We start from the raw sequence: 21,826 nt of genomic DNA, 5'->3' as shown, positions 1-21,826 counted from the left end.
CACGATGCGTCCCAAGGTGTGCCTTGCGACAGACAGTCTGGAGCCCTCCGGCGTCGGCGAGCATATGCTGGCGCTCGGCGAGGCTCTGTCGCCCTTCTATGCTCTGGTCCTGGCGTGCCCCGCGAGCCCAGGCGGATCGGCGCTCCTGGGCCGTGCCGCCCGGCTAGGGCTTGGCGTCAAACGGTTGGAAGACGATGGAGATGCCGTGCGCCGCTGGCTGGCCGGCGCCGCCTTCGACTTGCTGCACGTCCATGCCGGGATCGGCTGGGAGGGACATGGGCTCGCGGAAGCGGGGCGTGCGGCGGGCATCCGGGCGATCTTGAGGACAGAGCATCTTCCTGATGTCATCACGGATGCGGAACAGCGTCGCGCCCACGCGGAGGGCTTGGCGCTTGTCGATGGTGTGATCTGCGTCTCCCACGCGGCGCGAGCGAGCTTCGCCGCGGCCTGTGTTGATGTCGAAAGCCTCTCCGTCGTTCACAATGGCATGCCCGAGCGTCACCCATCGGTCGATCGGGCGACTGTGCGAAGTCGCCTGGGCTGCAATGACAGTCACCGCGTCCTCATCACGACGGCGCGCTTCACGGATCAGAAAAACCACGCCACTCTGATCGACGCATTCGCCAGCGCGTTGCGACATGTGCCCGAAGCGCGCCTTTGGCTTGCCGGCGCCGGCCCGACCGAACCCGCGGTTCAAGCCCAGGTTGCGGCACTCGGATTCAACGATGTCGTCAGCTTCCTCGGGCAACGCGACGATGTGCCCGACCTGCTATCGGGCGCTGACGTGTTCGTGCTCCCGTCTCGGTTCGAAGGGCTCCCGCTCGCGGCCATCGAGGCCATGGCGGCGCACCTGCCCATCGTGGCGACGGCCGTTGGCGGCACCGACGAGGTGGTGATCCCCGGAGAAACCGGCTTGCTGGTTCCACCGGGAGACGGACTCGCACTCGCGGCGGCCATTGCATCGCTCGCCGGTCAACCGATCCTCGCGCGAACCATGGGCGCGGCGGGACGGGCGCGCTATCTCGACACCTTCACGGCCGACCGGATGGCGGCCGACACCTCCCGGCTCTACGGCGCCATGCTCGCCCGACCGCTGCGGCAACAAGGAAGACAGACTATGACTGGCGGCCCAGGGTCTCGCACCCGCATCGGCTTCATCGGCGCAGGCGGCATCGCGCACCGGCACCTGGGTGTGCTCGAAACCTTTGAGGATGTCGAGATCGTCGCCTTCGCGGACCCGGCGATCAAGCGTGCGGGCGAGGCCGCGGAACGCTTCGGGGCCCATGCTTATGCCGAGGCCGATGCGATGCTCGATGCCCATGCGCTCGATGCCCTCTTTATTTGCGTGCCGCCTTTTGCCCACGGTCGTCCCGAGCGGGCCGCGCTCGCACACAAGTTGCCCTTCTTCGTGGAAAAGCCCGTTGCTCTCGATACGTCTCTCGCCGAGGCGATCGCGCGCGAGGTGAAGGAGGCGGGGCTCATCACGGGCGTCGGCTATCACTGGCGCTACCTCGATACGGTCGACGAAGTTCGCGGGCTCTTGGGCGATAATCCTGCCCAGTTCCTATCGGGTTACTGGCTCGATTCGACCCCGCCGCCGCACTGGTGGTGGAAACAGGCCCAGTCGGGTGGCCAGATGAACGAGCAGACCACGCACATCATCGATCTCGCACAATATCTCGTTGGGCCGATTTCGCAGGTGTTCGGCCTCACCGCCCACAAGCGCCGCGATGACTTTCCAGGCCTCGACGTCGCGACCGTCAGCACCGCCAGTTTGAAATTCGCATCCGGCGCGGTGGGCAACATCGGCTCGACCTGCCTGCTGCGCTGGAACCATCGCGTCGGGCTGCACATCTTCGCCGACGGGCTCGCGGTGGAACTCACCGACCACGATCTGATGGTCGATATCGGCCGGGGTCGGCCTTTCCGGGGCGCGGAGGGTGATCCTGTCTGGCGTCAGGATCGCGATTTCATCGATGCGGTGCGCGGGGGCGAGAACCGCATTCGATGCTCCTACGCCGACGCGCTGCAGACCCTGTGGATCACCGATGCCATCCGCCGTTCCGCCGAGACCGGACAGGCGATCAATCTCACTGAAGTCACGTCAGAGGCCGCCCATGTCTGAGCATCGTCGCATCCGCTCGCTTGGCGTGGAACGCCCCGGCCAGGGCTTTTTCTTCGAATATGACGAGGGGCCGCCCGGCGAGGGACAGGTTCGGCTGGAGACGCTCTATACCGGCTTTTCCGCCGGCACGGAGCTGACCTTCTTCAAGGGCACCAACCCCTACTTGCATTCGCGCTGGGATGGCGAACGCGGTGTGTTCATCTCAGGCGAAGCCGGACAGCACTTCCCCGTGCCGTTCCTGGGTTACATGGAGGTGGCGCGCGTGGTCGAATCGCGCACTCCCGCATTTCAGGCGGGCCAGGTTGTGTCGACGACTTACGCGCACAAAAGTGGCCATACGGCCGATCCGTTCCACGACACGCTGGTGCCGCTGCCGGCAGGTCTCGATCCGATCCTCGGCATCTACGTGGCGCAGATGGGACCGATCGCGGCCAATGGCATTTTGCATGCCGATGCCGAGTTCTTCGGCGCCAATGTTCCCAGGCTCGGTGCGGGCATCGCGGAGCGGCCGGTCCTTGTGATCGGGGGCGGTGTCGTGGGACTTCTGACGGCCTTGTTCGCGAAAAACTGTGGCGCGGCGGAGGTGGTGATCGCCGATCCGTCTCCATTCCGTCGACAAGTGGCCGCGGGGCTCGGCCTGGAGGCAGTAACCGAGGCGGAGGCCTGGTCCCTGGCCAAGTCCCGCTGGCATCACGGCGGCGGGGACCGGGGCGCCGATGTCGTCTTTCAGACGCGGGCGCATGCCGATGCGCTGCAGACAGCGCTGAAAGCGCTGCGGCCGCAGGGCGTGGTGATCGATCTTGCTTTCTATCAGGGCGGCGCTGATGCGGTACGCTTGGGCGAGGAGTTCCATCACAATGGGCTGTCTCTCCGCTGCGCCCAGATCAATCGCGTACCGCGCGGCCTGGGGTTCACTTGGAGCCGGCGACGCCTGGCTCTGGAGACGATCACGCTGCTTGAGCGCTTCGGCGACGACATCAAGAAACACGTGATCACCCACATCGTGCCGTTCGACGAAGGGCCGGATTTCATCAAGACTCTGGTCGAGACGCGGCCGGACTTCCTGCAGATCGTGTTCAAGAGCGCGGGCTGATGCCAGAACAATCGCCTGCGCCAGCGGAGCCGCCGGTCCGCATTCTCTGGGTGTTCGCGTGGCTGGTGGTCGGCGGTGAGGAAACGGAGGTCCGGCTCCTGGCGGAGGCGCTCGACCGTCGCAAGTTCCGTGTCGATGTCGTCGCCTGTTTCCGCAAAGACGGCATGCCGGAGCAGACGCACCGGCAATTGGAGGCGCTTGGCGTCGATGTCGACAGGACGCCCTACCATCTCTCCTTCGAGGATACGGTCGCGTATCTTGCGTGCAAGATCCCGACCTATGACATCGTCGTCTCCTCGCAGAACGTCGCCGATGTCTATCCGGCGCTCGAGCGCTTGCACCTTCGGCCGCCGCTGATCGAGCATGGCGGTCTCGTCGAGGAGGCTTTGGCCGGGCCTAAACATTTCACGGCCCGCTATGTCGGCGTGTGCCGTTCGATCCGCGACGCCGCAGCCGGCCGCATGCCGGGGCGCGAGACGCAGGCGCTCGTCATCCCTTCCATGGTGGACCTCAAGGCCTTCCGACCAGGCGACCGGGCCCTTGCGCGGGCCGAGTTCAACGTCGGTCCCGAGGTACCGGTCATCGGCTGGGTCGGGCGCCTCGATCGCAAGAAGCGCGTTGAGGATTTCCTGGCCGCCGCCGCTTTGGTGGCGCGGGACCGGCCCGACGCGCGATTTGTGATCATCGGCGGTCCCGATGCCTTCATGCCCGACTATGCCGACACCCTGAGGCGCCAGGCAACGCTTCTGGGTCTCGACGGCCGCCTTCGCTTTATGGGGGATCGTCCAGACGTGCCGATGCTGCTGGCCGGGCTCGACATGCTGGCCTGGTTGTCACGCCACGAAGGCATGCCGCACGTGATCGCGGAGGCCGGTGCTGCCGGGCTCGCAGTGATCGCGACGCCGGACAACGGCGCGCTGGAGCAGATCACCGACGGCGTTTCGGGACTGTTCGTCCCGCATGAGGCCCCCGAGGCCGTGGCCAAGGCTATGCTTCACCTTCTCGATGAGCCTTCCTTGCGGCAACGATTGGGCGGCGCGCTCCGGGCAAAAGTTGAAGCCGACTACGCGGTCGACGCCGTGGTGTCGCAATGGACGGCTCTTTTTGCCGCGGTGCTCGAGGAGCGCGTTCCGGCACCGCCGCCGACCCTGTTCCGCTCCTTCATGCAGGGCGGCTTCGAATCCTCCACCCACAGGCGGCATGACGGGCGACGGTTGGACGTGATCGCCTCGATCGCTCACGACACGCATGCCGCCGCCGATTACCGAACCCTCGCCCAGCATGGCATCCTGACGGTCCGCGACGGTCTGCGCTGGCACCGCATCGAGACAGCGCCGGGGCGCTACGACTGGTCGAGCTTTCTGCCGATGCTGCGCGCGGCACGGGAGACTGGGACCCAGGTGATCTGGGACCTCTTGCATTACGGCTGGCCGGACGACATCGATATCTGGCGGCCCGCTTTCGTCGATCGCTTCGCTCGTTTTGCCGCCGCCGCCGCCCGGGTGGTGCGCGAGGAAACGGGTGGGGTGCCGTTCTATGCTCCGGTCAACGAAATTTCGTTCTTCGCATGGGGCGGGGGCGATGCCGCTTATCTCAACCCGTTCGCTCGCGGACGCGGCCATGAGCTCAAGGTGCAACTCGCCCGCACGGCGATCGCCGCGATGGACGCGATCTGGAATGTCGAGCCGCGCGCCCGTTTCGTCCACGCCGATCCCGTGATCAACGTGATCGTCCACCCCGAGAGGTCGCACGAGCGCCCCCATGCGGCGGGCCACCACCAGGCGCAATACCAGGGCTGGGACATGATCGCGGGTCACGCATGGCCTCAGCTCGGCGGCACGCCCCGCCATCTCGATATCGTCGGCGTGAACTATTACTTCAACAACCAGTGGATCCACGGAACCGGCCCCATCGCGGCGGATCACCGCGACTACAAGCCGTTTCGCAACATGCTGGCTGAGACCTACGCCCGCTATGGACGGCCGATCTTCGTGGCGGAAACCGGGATCGAAGGCGACCTCCGGGCGTCCTGGCTCTCCGGCATGGGGGTGGAAGTCCGCGCCGCTCGACACGCGGGCGTGCCGGTCGAGGGATTGTGCCTTTACCCGATTGCTGACCATCCTGGCTGGGACGACGACCGCCCTTGTCCGAACGGACTGCTCTCCCTGACACCATCGCCCGAAGGGCGCGTCGGTGACCCGGCCCTTGCGGCCGAGATCCGCCGGCAAGTCGTCCTGTTCGGCATCGCGCCCAATCCTTGATCCAGAGTGCCCGACGCCGCTGGGCGCTGCATCGAGAGTAGGTTCAGATCCGTTCCGGCCGGACCTCGATGACAAATAGCCACAGCGCTGAACCTTCTCGCGTCGGCCGGCATTTTCGCCCCGAGATCCGGAGCGCGTCAGCCGGGCGCGGCGGTAGGAAGGGAACAGCACTATTTCCCCGGCTTCTTGTGCTGGCCAACGAAACGGCACGCGAGCCCTTGTCCCGCCCGCTCCGGATCTCACCTTCAGCAGTGTCATGACAGGTGCCGGTCGCCGCTTCATGCAAACGGAACATCGGCTTTGATCCGGGGAGACCAGGAAGAGAAATCCCTGCGCGCGCCGGGCCGCTTCAGCATCGACCTTGACGGTGGTCACACATTGGGTCGTGCCGCGCCATCGCTTTCCCGTTCGATGAGCCGCATGGGCCAGAGCTGCTCTGTTTTCCGGGTGAGCGGTGCGACGAGCTGGTCCAGGGCGACCTCAGCGAGTCGACGCCCGAGCGAGAAGGGGGCCGGGTCGAAGCAGGTCAGTGAGGGACTGAGGTAGCGGCACAGGGCATTGTCGGACGCGATGGCAATCACGGCGACATCCTGGCCGACGACGAAACCGCGCTCCGCCGCAAGTCTGTAGGCCCCCACGGCCATCCGCTCACTGTTGGCGATGAGCGCGGTAGGCCGGGGATGGCGTTCCATCAAAGCAGCGCTCGCGAGATAGCCGCCCGCTTCGGTCAGACTGTCGGGCACAACCGCCGCGGGGGGCAGGCCGAGTGCAGCGAGAGCCGCCTGGCAGGCTTCGGTCAGCACCGCGCCCTGCATCAGCTCGCGGCTGGACGCCATGAGGCCGATGTGGCGATGCCCGAGGCCGGCCAGGCGCTCGATCGTCGTGCGCCCGGCGGTCTCGAAGTCCAAGTCGATCCAGGCATGGTCACCGCCAGAACGGCTGCGACCGAGAGCCACGAATGGAAACCGCTGGGCCGCGACGTGATCGAGGCGAGGATCGTCGATTTCCGTCCACGGCAGGATCAGCGCGTCCACCATGCGGCGTTCGACGACGCGGCGCACTCGGTCGAGCTGTTCATGAGGTTGGGTCATCAGCAGCACAAGGTCGCGTCCCTGCGCGGCCAGTTCCGTCTGCATGCCGTCGAACAGGGCAACCGAGAACGGATCACCATGGGTTTCCAGGCTCTCCGACACGCGCCACAGCACCCCCACCGTGCCGGTCGACCCCTGCCGGAGGCTGCGGCCCGAATGGTTGGCCACGTAGCCGAGCCGTTCGGCGGCTTCGCGCACACGCGCCCGCGTCTGGGAGTTCACATCGGTGCGGTCGTTCAGGGCGCGCGAGACGGTGCCGATTGAGATCCCCAGTTCGGCCGCCAATCTCCGAATGCCGATCGTCCGATTCGCCGTCACGAACTTTCCTCCCCCGGGGTTCTTGACAGCTTCACACGGGCCGTCCACCATCGTAAACGTTTACGGACGCAAGTGAGACCGGCAAAAGCTGGCGAAACGGGAGGCGCCGATCATGAAAGTGGCCCTAGTCGGCTGCGGGCAGATGAGCCGTGGTTGGCTCGACGCATGCGCCAAAATCGACGACCTCGAGATTGTGGCACTGGTCGATCTCGATCTGGCGGCCGCGAAGCGGCAGGCCGCGGCATTCGAGCTGGCGGATGTCCTCTGCGGCACGGACCTCGCCGCCGTGCTCGAAGCGACGCATCCGGACATCGTCTTCGACGTGACGGTCCCGGCGGCGCGGCATGGGGTTGTCGAGACGGCTATAGGGCACGGCTGCCACGTGCTGACCGAGAAGCCCATGGCGACGAGCCTCGCCGACGCGCGCCACTTCATCGATCTCGCCGCCGCCAAGGGACGCGTGCATGCGGTAGTGCAGAACCGCCGCTTCCTGGCAGGCATCCGCCGCTTGCGGCGCTTTGTCGAGAGCGGTGCCATCGGGGCGCTGACGGCCGTTCACTGCGACTTCTTCATTGGACCGCATTTCGGTGGCTTCCGCGAAGACATGGATCACGTGTTGCTGCTCGACATGGCGATCCACACTTTCGACGCGGCCCGCTATGTCTCGGGCGCAGTGCCCAAGGCGGTCTACTGCCATGAGACCAACCCCAAAGGCTCGTGGTACCGCACCGGCGCCGCCGCCAATGCAATCTTCGAGATGTCGGGTGGCGTGGTGCTGACCTATCGGGGCAGCTGGGCGGCCGAAGGATTGCGCACGAGCTGGGAAAGCGTGTGGCGCCTGGTCGGCGAGAACGGCACGCTCACCTGGGATGGCGCCGACGGGTTTGCGGCGGAACGGCCAATCGGGCGCACCGGATTGCTTTCGGAGGAGACCTCGATCGAGATCCCACCACTTGATCCCGGCGACCGCATCGGCGGCCACGAGGGTGTCATTCGTGATTTCCTCGATGCACTTCGCGGCGGCCGTACCCCGGAATGTCCGGGCACTGACAACATCCGCAGCCTGGCCATGGTGCTGGGCGCGATCCGGAGCGCCGAAACGGGGCATCGGGTCACCTATAACGACGTCATGGAGCTTTCCGCGTGAGCGACGCATCCGCACCGGCCGATACCAGGGCTTTCCGCATCGGCACAATGATCAAGTGCAACGCACCCGACCCCGCGGGCTACGTGCGGCAGATCCTGCCGCACGGCTTCGAGAGCCTGCAACCCTTCTTCTGGCAGACGACCGGCGGGACCGACCTCACGCGCCTGGCCGACGGCCTGAAGGATGCGATCGGCGACCGCGACGTGACGATCCCGACGCTCGGCATGTTCGGCAACCCGCTGGAGGACCGGGATCTCGACCGTCAGACCCTCGAAGGCTGGAAGGCGCTGATCGACAATGCCCATCTGTTCGGCGCCAAAACCATCTGTGGCTTCACGGGTCGGGTGCGCGGCAAGCCCATCGAGGACAGCCTCCCGCGTTACAGGGAAGTCTGGGGCGATCTCGCCAGGCGCGCCGCCGACCGCGGCTTGCGCATTGCCTTCGAGAATTGCGCCATGGATGGCAACTGGGCCGCTGGCGACTGGAACATCGCGCATAATCCGGACGCCTGGAGGCTGATGTTCGACTCGCTGCCGGACGACAACCTCGGCCTCGAATGGGAGCCTTGCCACCAGCTCGTCTATCTCATCGACCCCGTGCCGCAGATCCGCGAATGGGCCACGAAAATCTTCCACGTGCACGGCAAGGACGCGACCGTCCGGTGGGACGTGATCCGCCGCCACGGAGTGTTCGGCAAGGTGCCGTTCGTGTTCATGCGCACGCCCGGCTTCGGCGACACCAATTGGACGGATGTGATTTCCGAATTGCGCCTCGGAGGCTATCGCGGCTCGATCGATATCGAAGGCTGGCACGATCCGGTTTATCGTGACGCCCTGGAGATGACCGGGCAGGTCGCGGCCCTCAACCATCTCAAGCTCAGCCGTGGTGGCAGCTTCGTGCCGAACCCCGCCTGAACCGAACCGCCACGGCCCCGTCAGAGGGCCGGACGACACTATAGGGAGGAGAACCATGATGAAAACGACGGCGTTGGCCGCTGTGGCCTTATTGGGGGTCTGTGGATCGAGCTTGCGGGCGGAGCCGCTCACGCTCGACTTCTGGTCGGTCGACCAGGACGGGCAATATGCCTACGGCATGGCGAAGGCCTATGAGGCGGCGCACCCGGACATCAAGGTGAATGTCCGCCGCGTGCAGTTTCCCGACATGGTGAACGATCTCGCCCGCGCGGCCATGACCGGCAACGTCCCGGATATCAGCTACGTGGACAATCCGGACGTGGCGCTGCTCGCCTCCCGGGGGGCGCTGAGTGACCTCACCGGCATGATCGCGGCCGACAAGACGATCGACATGGAGAGCTTCTACCCCGGCCCGCGCGGCGCCGCGTCGGTGAACGGCAAGGTCTATGCAGTGCCGCGCGGCGCCAATACGCTGGCGCTCTTTTACAACGCCGACATGTTCAAGGCCCACGGGCTCGACCCCGACCACCCGCCCCAAACTTGGGACGAATTCTACGCCGCCGCCAAGACGCTCACCGACCCGGCCAAGAACGTCTACGGCTTGGCTTTCTCGGCCGCGAATTCCGAGGAGGGCACGTTCCAGTTCCTGCCCTGGGTGCAGATGGCGGGCGGCAATTACGACCACATCAACACGCCGGGCGCCGTCGAGGCTCTGCAGTTTTGGCAGAAGCTGATCGACGAGAAGGTCGCCTCGCCCGACACTCTCGTGCGCGGGCAGTATGATTCGACCGGCACGTTCAATGCCGGCAACGCCGCCATGGTCGTCTCCGGCCCGTGGGAACTGCCGCGCATGAGCCGCGACGCCAAGTTCGATTGGCGTGTCGCGTTGCTGCCCGTCAAGACGGCCGGCGGCCCGCGTGCCTCGGCTCTCGGCGAGGGCACCAACGTCATCCCGACGAAGGCCAAGCATCCGAAGGAGGCCTTCGCGATGATCTCCTTCATGAATGCCCGGATGCCCACCGTGTGGAACGACTTCGGGTTCCTGCCGGCCTCCAAGGTCGATGTGCCCGATCCGAAATGGCCGGCGGCCTACAAGGTCTTCGCCACGGCTTTGGAAGACGCGAAGGTGCGTGGCCCGAGCCCCGACTGGGTGAAGATCTCGAAGCCCATCCAGACCGCTGTTCAGGCTGCCCTCACGCATCAGACCGACGCCAAGACGGCGCTCGACACCGCACAGGCTCAGATCGACCGGGTCCTCAAGAAATAGGCCCCTCCAGCCGTCCAGGTCTCGGGTGAACCTATACTGCGAGGTGGCATGAAGATCAGCGGCCAGACGAGCAGACCGGGGCGCATTGCGGTATCTGCCCTGCCAGACCCCACCGCATCAACGATGCGCCTGTCCGTGTTCGATACATTCCGCGACGGGCGTGGCCTCGACGCCCTGCTGGTTCTGCTCACGCTCGTCTATCTGATCGTCTTCGGCCTCGCGCCGATCCTCTACACCGTGTTGATGTCGCTTCAGCAGGTCGACATGTTCACGCTCGGCGACTTCAGCCGGCCCTTCGTCGGCTTCGCCAACTACGTCGACGTCCTCACCCGCCCCGAGGCCGGCATGGTGGCGCGCCATACTCTGGTTTTCGTGGCGCTGTCGGTCGCGTGCCAACTCGTTCTCGGCTTCGCGCTCGCCCTTTTCTTCCAGCAGGACTTTCCAGGTGCGGGCATCATGCGCGGCCTTTTCCTCGCCGCGTGGATCATGCCCGGCCTCGTGGTGGGCGGGATCTGGCGCTGGATGCTCGCGGGCGACAACGGCGTGGTCAATTCCCTGCTCGCCGTCACGCACCTGCACCCGACCAAGATCTTCTGGATGTCGGACCCGGCGACCTCGCTCTATGCCGTGACGATCGCCAACATCTGGCTCGGCATTCCCTTCAACATGCTTCTCCTGTCGGTCGGTCTCGCGGCCATTCCGAAGGATCTTTATGAAGCGGCGCAACTCGACGGGGCCGGGCCGGTCGAGCGTTTCCGCTCCATCACGCTACCGATGATGCGCGCGACCCTCGGGGCGCTCGTGTCCCTGTCGGTCATCTTCACCCTACAGCAGTTCGACCTCTTTGCCGGCATGACGCAGGGTGGCCCCTCGAACAGCTCCAACGTGGCCCAGTTCTGGTCCTGGCAATTGTCGTTCCAGACCTACGACATCGCCGGCGGCAGCACGATCGCGGTGCTGATGATCGCGGTCGTGATCGGCGTCGCGACCCTCTACGTCCGCTCGACGCGGCACGAGCAAATAGGCTGAGGGGCGGGCATGAAGCGTTACCTCCTCACCGCGATCGGGATCGGGATCACCGGCGCCTACTTGTTTCCCCTCTATTGGATGTATGCGACGGCGCTGAAGGACGATGCCGAGATTGTCCAGTATCCCCCGACGCTCGTTCCCCAACGCCCGTTCTGGAACGTCGGTGAGGTCTTCTTCGGCCGTCACATGCCCTCCTATCTGTGGAATTCGCTCGTGGTGGCGGTGGGGGTCACGGCCCTCGTGATCGTGCTCGGCACCGGCTGCGCCTATGTGCTGGGTCGCGCAAGGGGCCGCTGGGTCGATGCCCTCCTGTTCTTCGTGCTGATGATGCAGGTCTTGCCCTCCTCGCTGGTCGTCACACCGCTTTTCGTGGGCTTCAACCTCGCAGGACTTCTGGGGACCCCGCGTCTCGCCGTGATCCTGGCCCAGACCGCCAAGGCGCTGCCGTTCTACGTGGTGATCTGCCGGGCCAGCTTCGCGGGCGTGCCGCGGGACTTGGAGGAGGCCGCGCTCGTCGACGGGCATTCGCGCCTCGCCGCCTTCTTCCATATTGCAGTGCCGCTCGCCCGCAACGGCATCCTGGTCGCCGCCGTCCTCGTGTTCCTGCAGAGTTTCGGCGAATATGTCTTCGCCCGTTCCATGATCAGCGACGACGGACTGCAGACCGCGACAGTCGGCCTGTCGGCCTTCTTGGGTCCGAACACGAGCGACTGGCACGGCATCATGACCTATTCGGCCATCTATGTGACGCCGATCCTCATCATCTTCGTGCTCCTTCAGCGACGCATCGTGGCCGGCCTCACGGCTGGCGCCATCAAGTGAGTCCCGCCATGCAGATCACCCTCGATGGTCTCCAGAAGCACTATGGGACGTATCACGCGCTCAAGAGCATCGATCTTGCGGTGCCGGCCGGGCAGTTCGTGGCTCTGGTCGGTCCCTCCGGCTGCGGGAAATCCACGCTGCTGCGGACCATCGCGGGCCTCGAAGCGATTTCCGCCGGTACCTTGCGCATCGCCGGTGAGGACGTCACGCGACGACCTCCGCGCCAACGCGACGTCGCCATGGTGTTCCAGTCCTATGCCCTCTATCCGCATATGACGGTCGCCGAAAACATGGGTTACGCGCTGAAATTGCGGCGGCTCAACAGAACCGATATCGCGCGGCGCACGCAGGTGGCCGCGGCAACCCTTGGTCTCGAAGCGCTTCTCGGCCGCTACCCGCGCGAGCTCTCGGGCGGCCAGCGACAACGCGTCGCCATGGGGCGCGCCATCGTGCGCGACCCGAAGGTCTTTTTGTTCGACGAGCCGCTGTCGAACCTCGACGCGGCGCTCAGGGTTCACATGCGCGGCGAGTTGCGTGACCTGCATGACCGTCTCGCGGCGACCTCGGTCTATGTCACGCATGACCAGATCGAGGCCATGACCATGGCCGACCATGTCGTGGTGATGCGAGCCGGGCGCATCGAGCAGCAAGGGCGGCCGCTCGATCTTTACGACCGCCCGGCCAGCCGCTTCGTGGCGGGCTTCATTGGCTCTCCGGCCATGAACATCCTGCCCGGCACGGTGGATCCGTCGGGCCGGGCGGCGCGGCTTGACGGTGCAGAAGGGCCGCTCTTGTCGCTCCCCATGCTTCTGGAGCCGGGACGGCCGGTGCTCTTGGGACTGCGTCCAGAGCATCTGCGCCTCAGCCAAGAGGGCGGAGCGCGGTTCGACGGTGTCGTCGACCATATCGAATCCACCGGGAGTACGACCTTCGTCAAGCTGAAGGTCGCGTCGCAAGCCATGGTGATGACCCTTGCGCGGCGTCTCGACGTCACGTTGGGCGACCCAATGCAGATCGGCTTCGACCCCGCCGATCTGCACATCTTCGATCGCGAGAGCGAAGCCAGCCTCGTCACGCAGCGGGACGCGCCGCCCAGAGCAGGCCGCGCTTGAGGATCGTGCGCATCTCGGGCACGTCGAACTCCGACGCCACGTGGCCGAGCGAGGAATAGAACACCCTTCCGAGGCCGTGCCGCCGCTTCCACACCACGGGCATGACCACGCCATCGATCCAGGAGGCGTGCTCGCCCGTGAAGCGCGTCGTGGCCAGCACTTCGTTCGAAGGGTCGACGTGCATGTAATATTGCTCGGAGCGGTATGGGAAGCTCGCCGGGATCCCGGCCATGATCGGGTCGTCGGGCCGGGTGACCTCGACCGTGTAGTCGATGATGTTGCCCGGGTGCGCCACCCATTGGCCGCCCACCATGAACTGGTACTCGACGGCGTCGCGGAAGGCGTCACCCATGCCACCGTGGTATCCGGCCAGGCCCACGCCGCCCTGCACGGCACGGTTGAGGTTGTCGAGCTCCTCCTTCTCGATCTTGGACATGGTGTAGATCGGCACGATCAGACTCATGTCCGCGATCGCGGGATCGGCAAAGGCCTCGGTAGTGGCCTCGACATAGGTCTTGAACCCTTCCTCCTCGAGCATGGCGGCGACAATTTTCGCCCCCTGTTCGGGCTCGTGGCCGCTCCACCCGCCCCAGACAATCAAGGCTTCGCGCATGTGATCCTCCCTTTTGTGGTGTTGATGACGCTCAATCGAGCATGCCCGGCCCGAGCCCGACCGGCAGCGGCGCGGGCTGCTTGGGCCGGCTCCCGATGTCGATGAATGTGCCTGCGTCAGACGAGCGGCCGAAAGCTTCCATCACTTCCAAGACGTGAAAAGCGAGGTCACCGCTGGCGCGGTGGGGGCGACCCGAGCGGATCGCATGAGCCATGTCGGCGACCCCGATGGACCGGTAGTTGCCGTCGGCATAGGAATGCCGCGTCTCCACGTCCGTCCAATCGCCGCCGGCAGCGGCGCGCTCGATCTGGCCGCCGAAAAAGTTGGGATCGGGCACCACGAGCGACGCTTCCGTGCCGTAGAGCTCGATCGGTACGTGCTTGTGCTTGGGCACGTCAAAACTCATGGCGACCGTCACCACCGCGCCGGACACGAATTGCAGCGTGCCCGCCACATGGGTCGCGACGGCAACGGGAATGCGCTCGCCATGCTGCGGCTCGCTGGTGATCGTCCGCTCGTTCCGCAGCCGGTTCGTCATGCCTGCGACGCGGGCCACGGGGCCGAGCAGGTTGACGAGGTCCGTAATGTAGTAGGGGCCCATGTCGAGCATGGGGCCGCCGCCCTCCGCGTAGTAGAAGCCGGGGTTCGGGTGCCAGCGCTCATGACCGGGGCACAGAAAGAAGGCCGTGCCGCCCACCGGCTGGCCGATCGCGCCTTCGTCGACGAGCGCCCGGCAGGTCTGATGCGCACCGCCCAGGAACGTGTCGGGCGCGCAGCCGACCCGCACGCCGCGTTCGGCCGCGGCTGCGATCAGCCTGCGGGCCTCTGCCGCCGTGACGCCGAGTGGCTTCTCCGAATGGATGTGCTTGCCGGCCCGCACGGCGGCGAGGCCGACCTCGACGTGCACCTTGGGGATGGTAAGGTTGACAACGATGTCGATCGCCGGGTCAGCCAGCAGCTGCTCGACCGTGACGGCCGGGATGCCGAATTCTGCACCGCGCGCCTCGGCGGCGCCCGGGTTGGCGTCCGCCAAGGCGCGGATGTCCAGGATCGGGAAGGTCTTGGCCGCCTTCAGATAGGCCGGGCTGATATTGCCACAGCCGATGATGCCGATGCCGACGCGGTTCATGGATGGTTCTCCCTGTCTCATTAGGTTCGTTATGATTCAGGCCCGAAGCGCCGGGCCCGTCGTGTTCCAAGGTGCTCCGTAGAGCTCCTGCAGCGTCATCGCGGCGGCGCCGCGCGCCCAAATGGTGTCCGTCGAGCGATGGGTGACGATCTCGGCCACACCCGCGAGGCTCGGGGGCAGCAGCGCCGCCACAGTGCGGAGCAAGGCGTCAAGCAACGGTGCGCCCTCCTGGATCAACGCTCCGGCCAGGATCACCTTGGGCGGCGCGAAGAGCGCGATCAGGTTGGCGATGGCGAAGCCGAGCGCCTCACCGGCCTCCCCGAGCAGCCCGGTCATCCGGGCATCGCCGGCCTCGGCCAGCGCAAGAACGCGACCAAGCCCCCGCCCGGCCCGGAATAATTGTTGATCTTCGGGGGCTGTCAGCACCGCCTGCGCCTCGATGAGTAGCGCCGCCTCGGACGCGATATCGGCCAGCCGGGTCCCATCGGTACGGCCCGCCGGACGCACCAGCATGTCGCCGAGATCCGGGCTGAGGCCGCCGGCGCCGCGAAACAGCTCGCCCTTGTGCATGATGCCGAGCCCGAGCGAATGCTCGACGCTGACCACCAGGAAGTCGTCGAGCCCGCGTGCGGCGCCGAACCAGGATTCCGCCAGGGCCACGAGGTTCGCGTCGCTGTCGATGGAAACGGGACGTTGGAGCCGACGGCTCAACTCGGTCGCGAAGGGCACATCGGACTCGGTGAAGACGGGGCTCTGGCGGCATATACCTGCGCCATGTTCCACGACCCCTGGCAGACCGACGCAGATGCCCCGCACGTTCTCGAGGGGACATCCGGCATCCGCCACGCATTGGCGAATGCCGTCCTCGACGAGGTCGGCCACCACGGCGGCGGCCTGTCGGCTGAGGCGGATCGGCAAGGCAAGCTGTGCCAGGACATCGGCGCGAAAATTGGTCAGCACCACGGTGATGCGGTCGGGTGCGAGTTTGACGCCCACCACCTGGGCGGCTTCGGGATTGAGTTCCAGCAGGACCCGGGGACGACCACGCGCGGCATCCCGCAGGTCGCCCATCTGGCGCGGGACGATAAGGCCGTCTTCGAGCAGCGCCGCCGTGATGGCCGAGACTGTGGTCGGACTCAGCTCCGTGCGGGTACTGATCTCGACCCTGGCGATCGGCCCGAAGCGGCGCACCGCATCCATGACATGGAAGCGGTTGATGGCGCGCATCAATTCAGGGTCGGCGGTTTTCATGGAGACCGGTGCGCGTGACTCCCGCTTTATTACGGGTTCCGCATTAATCCGGCTTGGAAAGGGTACTGTCAATCATGATCAACACCTCGGACACGCCGTATCCTCTCCTGTAGACTTGACTTGCCTCTCAAAACCACGCGAGATTAAATCCGTGAGCCGCAGAAAACAAAAGCGGACGCGTTGTTCTCGGGAGGAACCATGTTGAAGCCGCTGCTGTTGGGCGTTTCCTTGTGTTTGGCTCTGACGGGCTCGGGTTTCGCCACGACCCTGACGGCCGTTCATGTCGAAACGGACCCCGGAGAGCGGGCGTTGTGGGACCGCATCGGCAAGGACTACACGGCGCAACATCCCGACATCACGGTTCAGTTCCAGTATATCGAGAACGAAGCCTTCAAGGCCAAGCTACCGACCATGCTGCAAAGCAAGGACCCGCCGAGCCTGATCTTTTCATGGGGTGGCGGCGTCATGTTGGCGCAGCAGCAAGCCGACTTTATCCGACCCATCACGGCGGCCGTGCAGCCCTTCGCCGCATCCCTGGTTCCGACCGCCGCGAAGGCATTCCAGAGCGGCGGTGACACGCTCGGCGTCCCGGTGCTGATGAGCAAGGTGGCGTTCTTCTATAACAAGGCACTGTTCGCCAAGGCCGGCGTCAAGGCCGCCGACATCAAGAGTTGGGACGACTTCCTGGCGGCCGTGAAGACCATCAAGGCGGCCGGTATCACCCCGATCGTGGTGGGCGCCGGCGAGAAATGGCCGATGCACTTCTACTGGTCCTATCTGGTCCTCCGCGAGGGCGGAGCCGACATCCTGAAACGGGCCAAGGCGGGTGAGGACGGTGGATTCACGGGTCCGGTCTTCGTCGATGCCGGCAAGAAGCTGCAAGAACTGGCGAAGCTCGATCCGTTCCAGCCGGGTTACCAGGGGACGCTGCACCTCCAAGCGGCCGGGCTGTTCGGTGACGGCAAGGGCGCGATGCAACTCATGGGCAACTGGCTCGTCAACACGCAAAAGAACAACGCGGCCGACAGCAAGGGCCTCTCCGACGACAACATCGGTACGTTCTCGTTCCCCACCGTCGCAGGCGGCAAGGGACTGGCGACCGACGCGCTCGGCGGGGTGAACGGCTTCCTGGTAAGCAAGAACGCGCCCAAGGAGGCCGAGGACTTCCTTCGCTTCTTCAGCCAGGAGAAATACCAGAAAGAGGCGGCCGCGAAGGGCTACTACATTCCCGCGATCGTGGGCACGGGCGCGGATGTGTCCAACCCCGTGACCAAGTCTGTCGCAGAGGATCTCGCCCACGCGACCGCCCTGCAGATCTTCTTCGATCAGGATCTCGGGCCGTCCGTGGGTCGGGTGGTCAACGACATCTCGGTGGCGATCCCAGCCGGCCAGATGACGCCGGAAGATGGCGCCAAGGCCCTGCAGCAAGCCTTCGACGAGCAGTGAGGTCGTGACGGCCCTCGTGCTTCCCCGGCGCCGTCCGAGGCGACCACGTGCCATGCTGGTCACTGCGGCCGTCTTTGTGCCGCCGGCCGTTCTGCTCTTCACGCTCTTCGTCGTGGTGCCGATGGGAGAGGCGGCGCGCTACAGTTTCTACAACTGGAACGGCTACGGGGTGCCGAAGGCCTTCATCGGCGTCAAGAACTACCTCCAGCTTTTCGCCAATGCGACGTTCCGCCAGGCGGCCCTCAACAATTTGCTCATCATCGTGGCTTCGATCGGCATTCAATTGCCGCTCGCGCTCGGCATGGCGTTGCTGCTGGCGCGGCGGGAAATCGGCTCCGTGGCCTTCCGGATGATCTTCTTCCTGCCCTACATCCTGGCCGATGTCGCGGCCGGCCTGATCTTCCGCTTCATCTTTGACGGCGACTACGGCCCCGTCTCGAGCCTTGCCCAGCAGCTCGGCTTCGGGCCGCTCTACATGCTGGCCGCCCCCGGCACGGCTTTCACGGCGCTGATCATCGTCATCGTTTGGAAATATTTCGGCTTTCACATGATGCTCTACATCGCCGGCCTGCAAGGCATCGATCGTTCGCTCTACGAAGCCGCCACCATGGACGGCGCCAAGGCGCGGCAACGCTTCTGGCATGTGACGCTGCCGCAGCTTGCGCCGATGCTGAAGCTGTCGGTGTTCTTCTCGATCATCGGCGCACTGCAGCTCTTCGACATGGTGATCCCGCTGACCGGAGGCGGACCCTTCGACCAGACCCATACGATGGTGTCGTTTCTCTACAGCTTCGGAATGGGCCGCATGCGGATCGGTTTCGGCTCGGCCGTCGGCGTCGTCCTGTTCGCCGTCTCGGTGCTGTTCGCCTTCGGCTACCAGCGGCTACTGATGCGCCATGAGTGAGCTTCGTACCCTTCAGTCCCCTTACGGGCTCGTCGGTCGCGATGCCAAGCCGCGCCGATGGGCAACGCTCGACCTGTACCCTCCCTTCCGCCTGACCGTCCTACTCCTGGTCGCCGCAATCGTGCTGCTGCCCCTGCTTGCCACCGCGTTTGGCGGCTTCAAGGAGGTCGGTGAGTTGCGGACCAACCCGCTCGGGCTTCCCCATGTCTGGCATTGGGAGAACTATTGGGCGATCCTGTCGGGTGCGCGCTACTGGCAGGTGCTGGGCAATTCGCTGATCGTCGCGGCCGCCACTGTCGCCCTCACGCTCGGGCTCTCCAGCATGGCGGCTTTCGCGTTCGCGCATTTGCGCTTTTTCGGCGAGCAATTCCTACTGACCTATCTGACGCTCGGCCTGATGTTCCCGGCTGCCGCGGCCATCCTGCCGCTCTTCATCCAGGTGCGAGACCTGGGGCTGCTCGACAGCTATACGGGCGTGGTGCTGCCCCAGGTGGCCTTCAGCCTCGCCATGGCGACGTTGTTGCTGCGCAACGGTTTCCGTCAGCTGCCGTCGGAACTGCTCGATGCCGCCCGCATCGATGGCTGCGGCTATATCCGCTATTTCCTCTACATCACGCTGCCGCTGTCGCGCCCGATCCTGTCGACGGTCGGTATCATCGCCTTCGTGGGCAGCTGGAACAACTATCTCGTGCCGCTGATTCTGCTCAACAGCACTGCGCTCTATCCGTGGCCGCTCGGCCTGATGGATTACCAGGGCCAGTATTCGACCGCTTGGCAGTTGGTCCTGGCCTTCATCACGCTGACCATCCTGCCCGCCATCGTGATCTTCGTGGCGGCGCAGCGATGGATGGTTGCCGGACTGACGGCCGGCGCCGTAAAGGGCTGAACACAACCCGAGGGAGGAATGGAAAACATGAAGACCTTGAAGGGACCGGGCATCTTCCTGGCGCAGTTCGCGGGCGCGGCTGCGCCGTTCGATACGCTCGACGGCCTGTGCGGATGGGCGGCGGGACTCGGCTACAAGGGCGTGCAGATCCCCACCTTCGTGCCGGGAATGTTCGACCTCGACCAAGCAGCCGAAAGCCAGGGCTATTGCGACGACATCAAGGGTCGGGTCGCGGCGCATGGTTTGGAGATCACCGAGCTTTCCACTCACCTCCAAGGCCAGCTGGTCGCCACCCATCCCGCCTATGACACGATGTACGATGGCTTTGCGCCTGAGCGCGTGCGCGGCGACGCAAAGGCGCGCCAGGCCTGGGCCGTGACGCAGATGAAAGCCGCCGCCAAGGCGTCCGGCCGGCTCGGCCTCAAGGCGCATGCCACATTCTCGGGCGCGCTCGCCTGGCCCTATGTGTACCCGTGGCCGCAGCGTCCGGCCGGACTGATCGACACCGCCTTCGAAGAACTCGCGACGCGCTGGCGTCCGATCCTCGACGCCTTCGACGAAAACGGCGTCGATGCCTGTTACGAGCTTCATCCGGGCGAGGATCTGTTCGACGGCGCCACGTTCGAGCGTTTCCTCGAAGCCGTCGGCAATCACCCTCGGGCCAACATCCTCTATGACCCAAGCCACTTCGTGCTCCAGCAGCTCGATTACCTGGCCTTCATCGACATTTATCACACGCGCATCCGGGCCTTCCATGTGAAGGACGCCGAGTTCAATCCCACCGGGCGCCAGGGCGTCTATTCGGGTTATGCTTCGTGGGTCGACCGGGCCGGCCGGTTCCGCTCCCTGGGCGACGGTCAGGTCGACTTTGCCGCCATTTTCGCCAAGATGGCCGCCAACGATTTCGATGGCTGGGCCGTGCTCGAATGGGAATGTGCCTTGAAGGACTCCGAGACCGGGGCACGTGAGGGAGCGGAGTTCATTGCGGCCCACATCATCCCCGTGACCGGCAAGGCCTTCGACGATTTTGCCTCCGGGGGCACGGATCAGGCCGCCAACCGTCGCATTCTGGGCATCTAGGGAGATCCGCATGGCCATCGAAGCAAGCGCCGCCCCGACCGCTGGCGGCAGGATCCGCCTCGGCATGGTGGGAGGCGGAGTAGGGGCCTTCATCGGCGCCGTTCATCGCATCGCCGCTCGGATCGACGACCGCTTCGACCTCGTCGCCGGGGCCCTCTCGTCGACACCAGAGAAGTCACGGGAGTCGGGCGCGGCGCTGGGTCTCGCCCCGGACCGCATCTACGACTCGTTCGCAACGATGGCGAAGGCGGAAGCCGCGCGGCCCGATGGCATCCAGGCTGTCGCGATCGTGACGCCGAACCACATGCATTACCCGGCCGCCAAAGCCTTTCTCGACGCCGGCATCCATGTCATCTGCGACAAGCCGCTTACGGCGACGACCGACGACGCCAGGGCGCTGGCCCGCGCGGTGAAGTCGTCTGGGAAACTCTTCATCCTCACGCACAACTACACCGGTTATCCGCTGATCCGGCAAGCTCGCGCGATGATCGCGGCGGGCGAGCTCGGCAGCCTCCGCTACGTCCAGGCCGAATATGCCCAGGACTGGTTGACCAATGCGGCCGAGACGAGTGGCTCCAAGCAGGCCGAATGGCGCACGGATCCCGAACGTTCAGGCGCGGGCGGCGCCATCGGAGATATCGGCACGCATGCCTACAACCTGCTGAGCTTCGTCACCGGCCTGACGCTCGACCGGGTCCTGGCGGATCTCACGAGCTTCGTGCCGGGGCGGCGGCTCGACGACAATGTGGAGGTTCTGCTGCGCTTCGCGGACGGCGCCAAGGGCATGTTGTGGGCGAGCCAGATCGCGGTCGGGCAGGAGAACAGTCTCAGTCTGCGGGTCTACGGCGACAAGGCGGGTCTCGAATGGCATCAGGAGAATCCGAACCAGCTCTGGTTCACGCGTTTCGGTGAGCCCAAACAGCTCCTCACCCGCAACGGTGCCGGCACCGGGGAGGCGGGCCGGCGCGTGTCCCGCCTGCCGCCAGGCCATCCCGAGGGCTATCTCGAAGGCTTTGCGACGATCTACAGCGAGGCCGCCGAGGCGATCGGCGCAGCCGAAGCCGGCACGACACCGAACGCCGCCGTCACTTATCCGACGATCGAGGACGGCCTCAAGGGCATGGCCTTCATCGCGGCTTGCGTTCGCTCATCGACGGCCGGGGGCATTTGGACCGAAGTCGAGGCTCCCTGAAATCTGCTTACAGCTCCGCCTGATTGCTCGAACTGTCGTCGGTCGTCCTTGAGCTGACCGGCCTCACCAGCTCAGTTTGCGGGTGTTTCGGCGAGGCGCAGGAGGTATTGGCCGTAGGTGCTTTTGCCGAGGGCGCGGCCGAGGTC

The 21,826-nt window shown here is 65.5% G+C and carries 18 protein-coding genes; 14 read left to right on the top strand and 4 right to left on the bottom strand.

Annotated features, from left to right (window positions below; genetic code table 11):
• The first annotated feature begins 4 nt into the window (after positions 1-4).
• From M8523_RS05555 to M8523_RS05550, 3 genes are read left to right on the top strand one after another with little or no spacing between them, the layout of a single operon-like run.
• Complete coding sequence (locus tag M8523_RS05555; protein ID WP_345894226.1) at positions 5-2,125, top strand: glycosyltransferase; 2,121 nt, start codon at positions 5-7, stop codon at positions 2,123-2,125.
• Positions 2,118-3,218, top strand: coding sequence for a zinc-binding dehydrogenase (locus M8523_RS36565; protein WP_345894225.1), 1,101 nt, complete (start codon positions 2,118-2,120; stop codon positions 3,216-3,218). The genes M8523_RS05555 and M8523_RS36565 overlap by 8 nt, the downstream gene beginning before the upstream one ends.
• A complete protein-coding gene (locus tag M8523_RS05550) occupies positions 3,218-5,479 on the top strand; it encodes a glycosyltransferase family 4 protein (protein WP_282583852.1) in 2,262 nt (753 codons plus the stop codon). The genes M8523_RS36565 and M8523_RS05550 overlap by 1 nt, the downstream gene beginning before the upstream one ends.
• A gap of 371 nt (positions 5,480-5,850) precedes the next feature.
• Here M8523_RS05550 and M8523_RS05545 read toward each other — a convergent pair whose 3' ends face one another.
• Complete coding sequence (locus M8523_RS05545) at positions 5,851-6,888, bottom strand: LacI family DNA-binding transcriptional regulator (RefSeq protein WP_282583851.1); 1,038 nt, start codon at positions 6,886-6,888, stop codon at positions 5,851-5,853.
• 112 nt (positions 6,889-7,000) lie between these two features.
• Between M8523_RS05545 and M8523_RS05540 the strand changes: the two genes are divergently transcribed.
• The 6 genes from M8523_RS05540 to M8523_RS05515 all read left to right on the top strand — a co-directional run bounded on the left by M8523_RS05540 (position 7,001) and on the right by M8523_RS05515 (position 13,179).
• The gene (locus M8523_RS05540; RefSeq protein WP_282583850.1) at positions 7,001-8,035 is read left to right on the top strand and encodes a Gfo/Idh/MocA family protein; all 1,035 of its coding nucleotides are present in this window, start codon (positions 7,001-7,003) and stop codon (positions 8,033-8,035) included.
• A gap of 47 nt (positions 8,036-8,082) precedes the next feature.
• Positions 8,083-8,949, top strand: a complete 867-nt coding sequence (locus tag M8523_RS05535) for a sugar phosphate isomerase/epimerase family protein (protein ID WP_282584203.1) — start codon at positions 8,083-8,085, stop codon at positions 8,947-8,949.
• 55 nt (positions 8,950-9,004) lie between these two features.
• The gene (locus M8523_RS05530; RefSeq protein WP_282583849.1) at positions 9,005-10,216 is read left to right on the top strand and encodes an ABC transporter substrate-binding protein; all 1,212 of its coding nucleotides are present in this window, start codon (positions 9,005-9,007) and stop codon (positions 10,214-10,216) included.
• Between the two features lie 123 nt (positions 10,217-10,339).
• Positions 10,340-11,245 carry a carbohydrate ABC transporter permease gene (locus M8523_RS05525; protein ID WP_282584202.1) on the top strand — a complete coding sequence of 302 codons (906 nt, stop codon included), beginning with the start codon at positions 10,340-10,342 and terminating at the stop codon, positions 11,243-11,245.
• 9 nt (positions 11,246-11,254) lie between these two features.
• Positions 11,255-12,067: a carbohydrate ABC transporter permease gene (locus tag M8523_RS05520; RefSeq protein WP_282583848.1), complete on the top strand. Its 813-nt coding sequence runs from the start codon at positions 11,255-11,257 to the stop codon at positions 12,065-12,067.
• An 8-nt stretch (positions 12,068-12,075) separates the two neighbouring features.
• Positions 12,076-13,179, top strand: a complete 1,104-nt coding sequence (locus M8523_RS05515) for an ABC transporter ATP-binding protein (protein WP_282583847.1) — start codon at positions 12,076-12,078, stop codon at positions 13,177-13,179.
• Here the strand turns inward: M8523_RS05515 and M8523_RS05510 are convergent.
• Genes M8523_RS05510 through M8523_RS05500 form a run of 3 tightly spaced genes read right to left on the bottom strand, consistent with a single transcriptional unit; the run spans position 13,139 to position 16,172 of the window.
• Positions 13,139-13,792: a ThuA domain-containing protein gene (locus M8523_RS05510; RefSeq protein ID WP_282583846.1), complete on the bottom strand. Its 654-nt coding sequence runs from the start codon at positions 13,790-13,792 to the stop codon at positions 13,139-13,141. The genes M8523_RS05515 and M8523_RS05510 overlap by 41 nt on opposite strands.
• A 31-nt stretch (positions 13,793-13,823) precedes the next feature.
• Positions 13,824-14,921 (bottom strand): Gfo/Idh/MocA family protein, encoded by a 1,098-nt coding sequence (locus M8523_RS05505; protein WP_282583845.1) that lies wholly within the window; start codon positions 14,919-14,921, stop codon positions 13,824-13,826.
• 36 nt (positions 14,922-14,957) lie between these two features.
• Positions 14,958-16,172 (bottom strand): ROK family protein, encoded by a 1,215-nt coding sequence (locus M8523_RS05500; protein WP_282583844.1) that lies wholly within the window; start codon positions 16,170-16,172, stop codon positions 14,958-14,960.
• A gap of 198 nt (positions 16,173-16,370) precedes the next feature.
• Here M8523_RS05500 and M8523_RS05495 point away from each other — a divergent pair, with 198 nt between their 5' ends.
• Genes M8523_RS05495 through M8523_RS05475 form a run of 5 tightly spaced genes read left to right on the top strand, consistent with a single transcriptional unit; the run spans position 16,371 to position 21,680 of the window.
• Positions 16,371-17,618, top strand: a complete 1,248-nt coding sequence (locus tag M8523_RS05495; protein WP_282583843.1) for an ABC transporter substrate-binding protein — start codon at positions 16,371-16,373, stop codon at positions 17,616-17,618.
• Positions 17,578-18,522: a carbohydrate ABC transporter permease gene (locus M8523_RS05490; protein WP_428349890.1), complete on the top strand. Its 945-nt coding sequence runs from the start codon at positions 17,578-17,580 to the stop codon at positions 18,520-18,522. Before M8523_RS05495 ends, M8523_RS05490 begins: the two co-directional genes overlap by 41 nt.
• Positions 18,515-19,408 (top strand): carbohydrate ABC transporter permease, encoded by an 894-nt coding sequence (locus M8523_RS05485; protein ID WP_282583841.1) that lies wholly within the window; start codon positions 18,515-18,517, stop codon positions 19,406-19,408. Before M8523_RS05490 ends, M8523_RS05485 begins: the two co-directional genes overlap by 8 nt.
• Positions 19,409-19,435: 27 nt before the next feature.
• Positions 19,436-20,488 carry a sugar phosphate isomerase/epimerase family protein gene (locus M8523_RS05480; protein ID WP_282583840.1) on the top strand — a complete coding sequence of 351 codons (1,053 nt, stop codon included), beginning with the start codon at positions 19,436-19,438 and terminating at the stop codon, positions 20,486-20,488.
• A gap of 10 nt (positions 20,489-20,498) precedes the next feature.
• Entirely contained in the window at positions 20,499-21,680 is a 1,182-nt protein-coding gene (locus M8523_RS05475; protein ID WP_282583839.1) for a Gfo/Idh/MocA family protein, read from the top strand.
• The last annotated feature ends 146 nt before the right edge of the window (positions 21,681-21,826 follow it).

Origin of the sequence: Lichenifustis flavocetrariae (assembly GCF_026130545.1) — a bacterium.
Classification (GTDB): domain Bacteria; phylum Pseudomonadota; class Alphaproteobacteria; order Rhizobiales; family Beijerinckiaceae; genus Lichenihabitans; species Lichenihabitans flavocetrariae.
This window is presented reverse-complemented; position numbering and strand designations above follow the sequence as displayed.

What these genes read in the sequence shown, in the direction of transcription:
- M8523_RS05540 (WP_282583850.1), top strand. Translation starts at nt 7,001, where the DNA reads ATGAAAGTGGCCCTAGTCGGCTGCGGGCAGATGAGCCGTGGTTGGCTC.
- M8523_RS05535 (WP_282584203.1), top strand. Translation starts at nt 8,083, where the DNA reads ATGATCAAGTGCAACGCACCCGACCCCGCGGGCTACGTGCGGCAGATC.
- M8523_RS05490 (WP_428349890.1), top strand. Translation starts at nt 17,578, where the DNA reads ATGGCGCCAAGGCCCTGCAGCAAGCCTTCGACGAGCAGTGAGGTCGTG.
- M8523_RS05520 (WP_282583848.1), top strand. Translation starts at nt 11,255, where the DNA reads ATGAAGCGTTACCTCCTCACCGCGATCGGGATCGGGATCACCGGCGCC.
- M8523_RS05505 (WP_282583845.1), bottom strand. Translation starts at nt 14,921, where the DNA reads ATGAACCGCGTCGGCATCGGCATCATCGGCTGTGGCAATATCAGCCCG.
- M8523_RS05475 (WP_282583839.1), top strand. Translation starts at nt 20,499, where the DNA reads ATGGCCATCGAAGCAAGCGCCGCCCCGACCGCTGGCGGCAGGATCCGC.
- M8523_RS05555 (WP_345894226.1), top strand. Translation starts at nt 5, where the DNA reads ATGCGTCCCAAGGTGTGCCTTGCGACAGACAGTCTGGAGCCCTCCGGC.
- M8523_RS05550 (WP_282583852.1), top strand. Translation starts at nt 3,218, where the DNA reads ATGCCAGAACAATCGCCTGCGCCAGCGGAGCCGCCGGTCCGCATTCTC.
- M8523_RS05525 (WP_282584202.1), top strand. Translation starts at nt 10,340, where the DNA reads ATGCGCCTGTCCGTGTTCGATACATTCCGCGACGGGCGTGGCCTCGAC.
- M8523_RS05530 (WP_282583849.1), top strand. Translation starts at nt 9,005, where the DNA reads ATGATGAAAACGACGGCGTTGGCCGCTGTGGCCTTATTGGGGGTCTGT.
- M8523_RS05510 (WP_282583846.1), bottom strand. Translation starts at nt 13,792, where the DNA reads ATGCGCGAAGCCTTGATTGTCTGGGGCGGGTGGAGCGGCCACGAGCCC.
- M8523_RS05485 (WP_282583841.1), top strand. Translation starts at nt 18,515, where the DNA reads ATGAGTGAGCTTCGTACCCTTCAGTCCCCTTACGGGCTCGTCGGTCGC.
- M8523_RS05515 (WP_282583847.1), top strand. Translation starts at nt 12,076, where the DNA reads ATGCAGATCACCCTCGATGGTCTCCAGAAGCACTATGGGACGTATCAC.
- M8523_RS36565 (WP_345894225.1), top strand. Translation starts at nt 2,118, where the DNA reads ATGTCTGAGCATCGTCGCATCCGCTCGCTTGGCGTGGAACGCCCCGGC.
- M8523_RS05495 (WP_282583843.1), top strand. Translation starts at nt 16,371, where the DNA reads ATGTTGAAGCCGCTGCTGTTGGGCGTTTCCTTGTGTTTGGCTCTGACG.
- M8523_RS05480 (WP_282583840.1), top strand. Translation starts at nt 19,436, where the DNA reads ATGAAGACCTTGAAGGGACCGGGCATCTTCCTGGCGCAGTTCGCGGGC.
- M8523_RS05500 (WP_282583844.1), bottom strand. Translation starts at nt 16,172, where the DNA reads ATGAAAACCGCCGACCCTGAATTGATGCGCGCCATCAACCGCTTCCAT.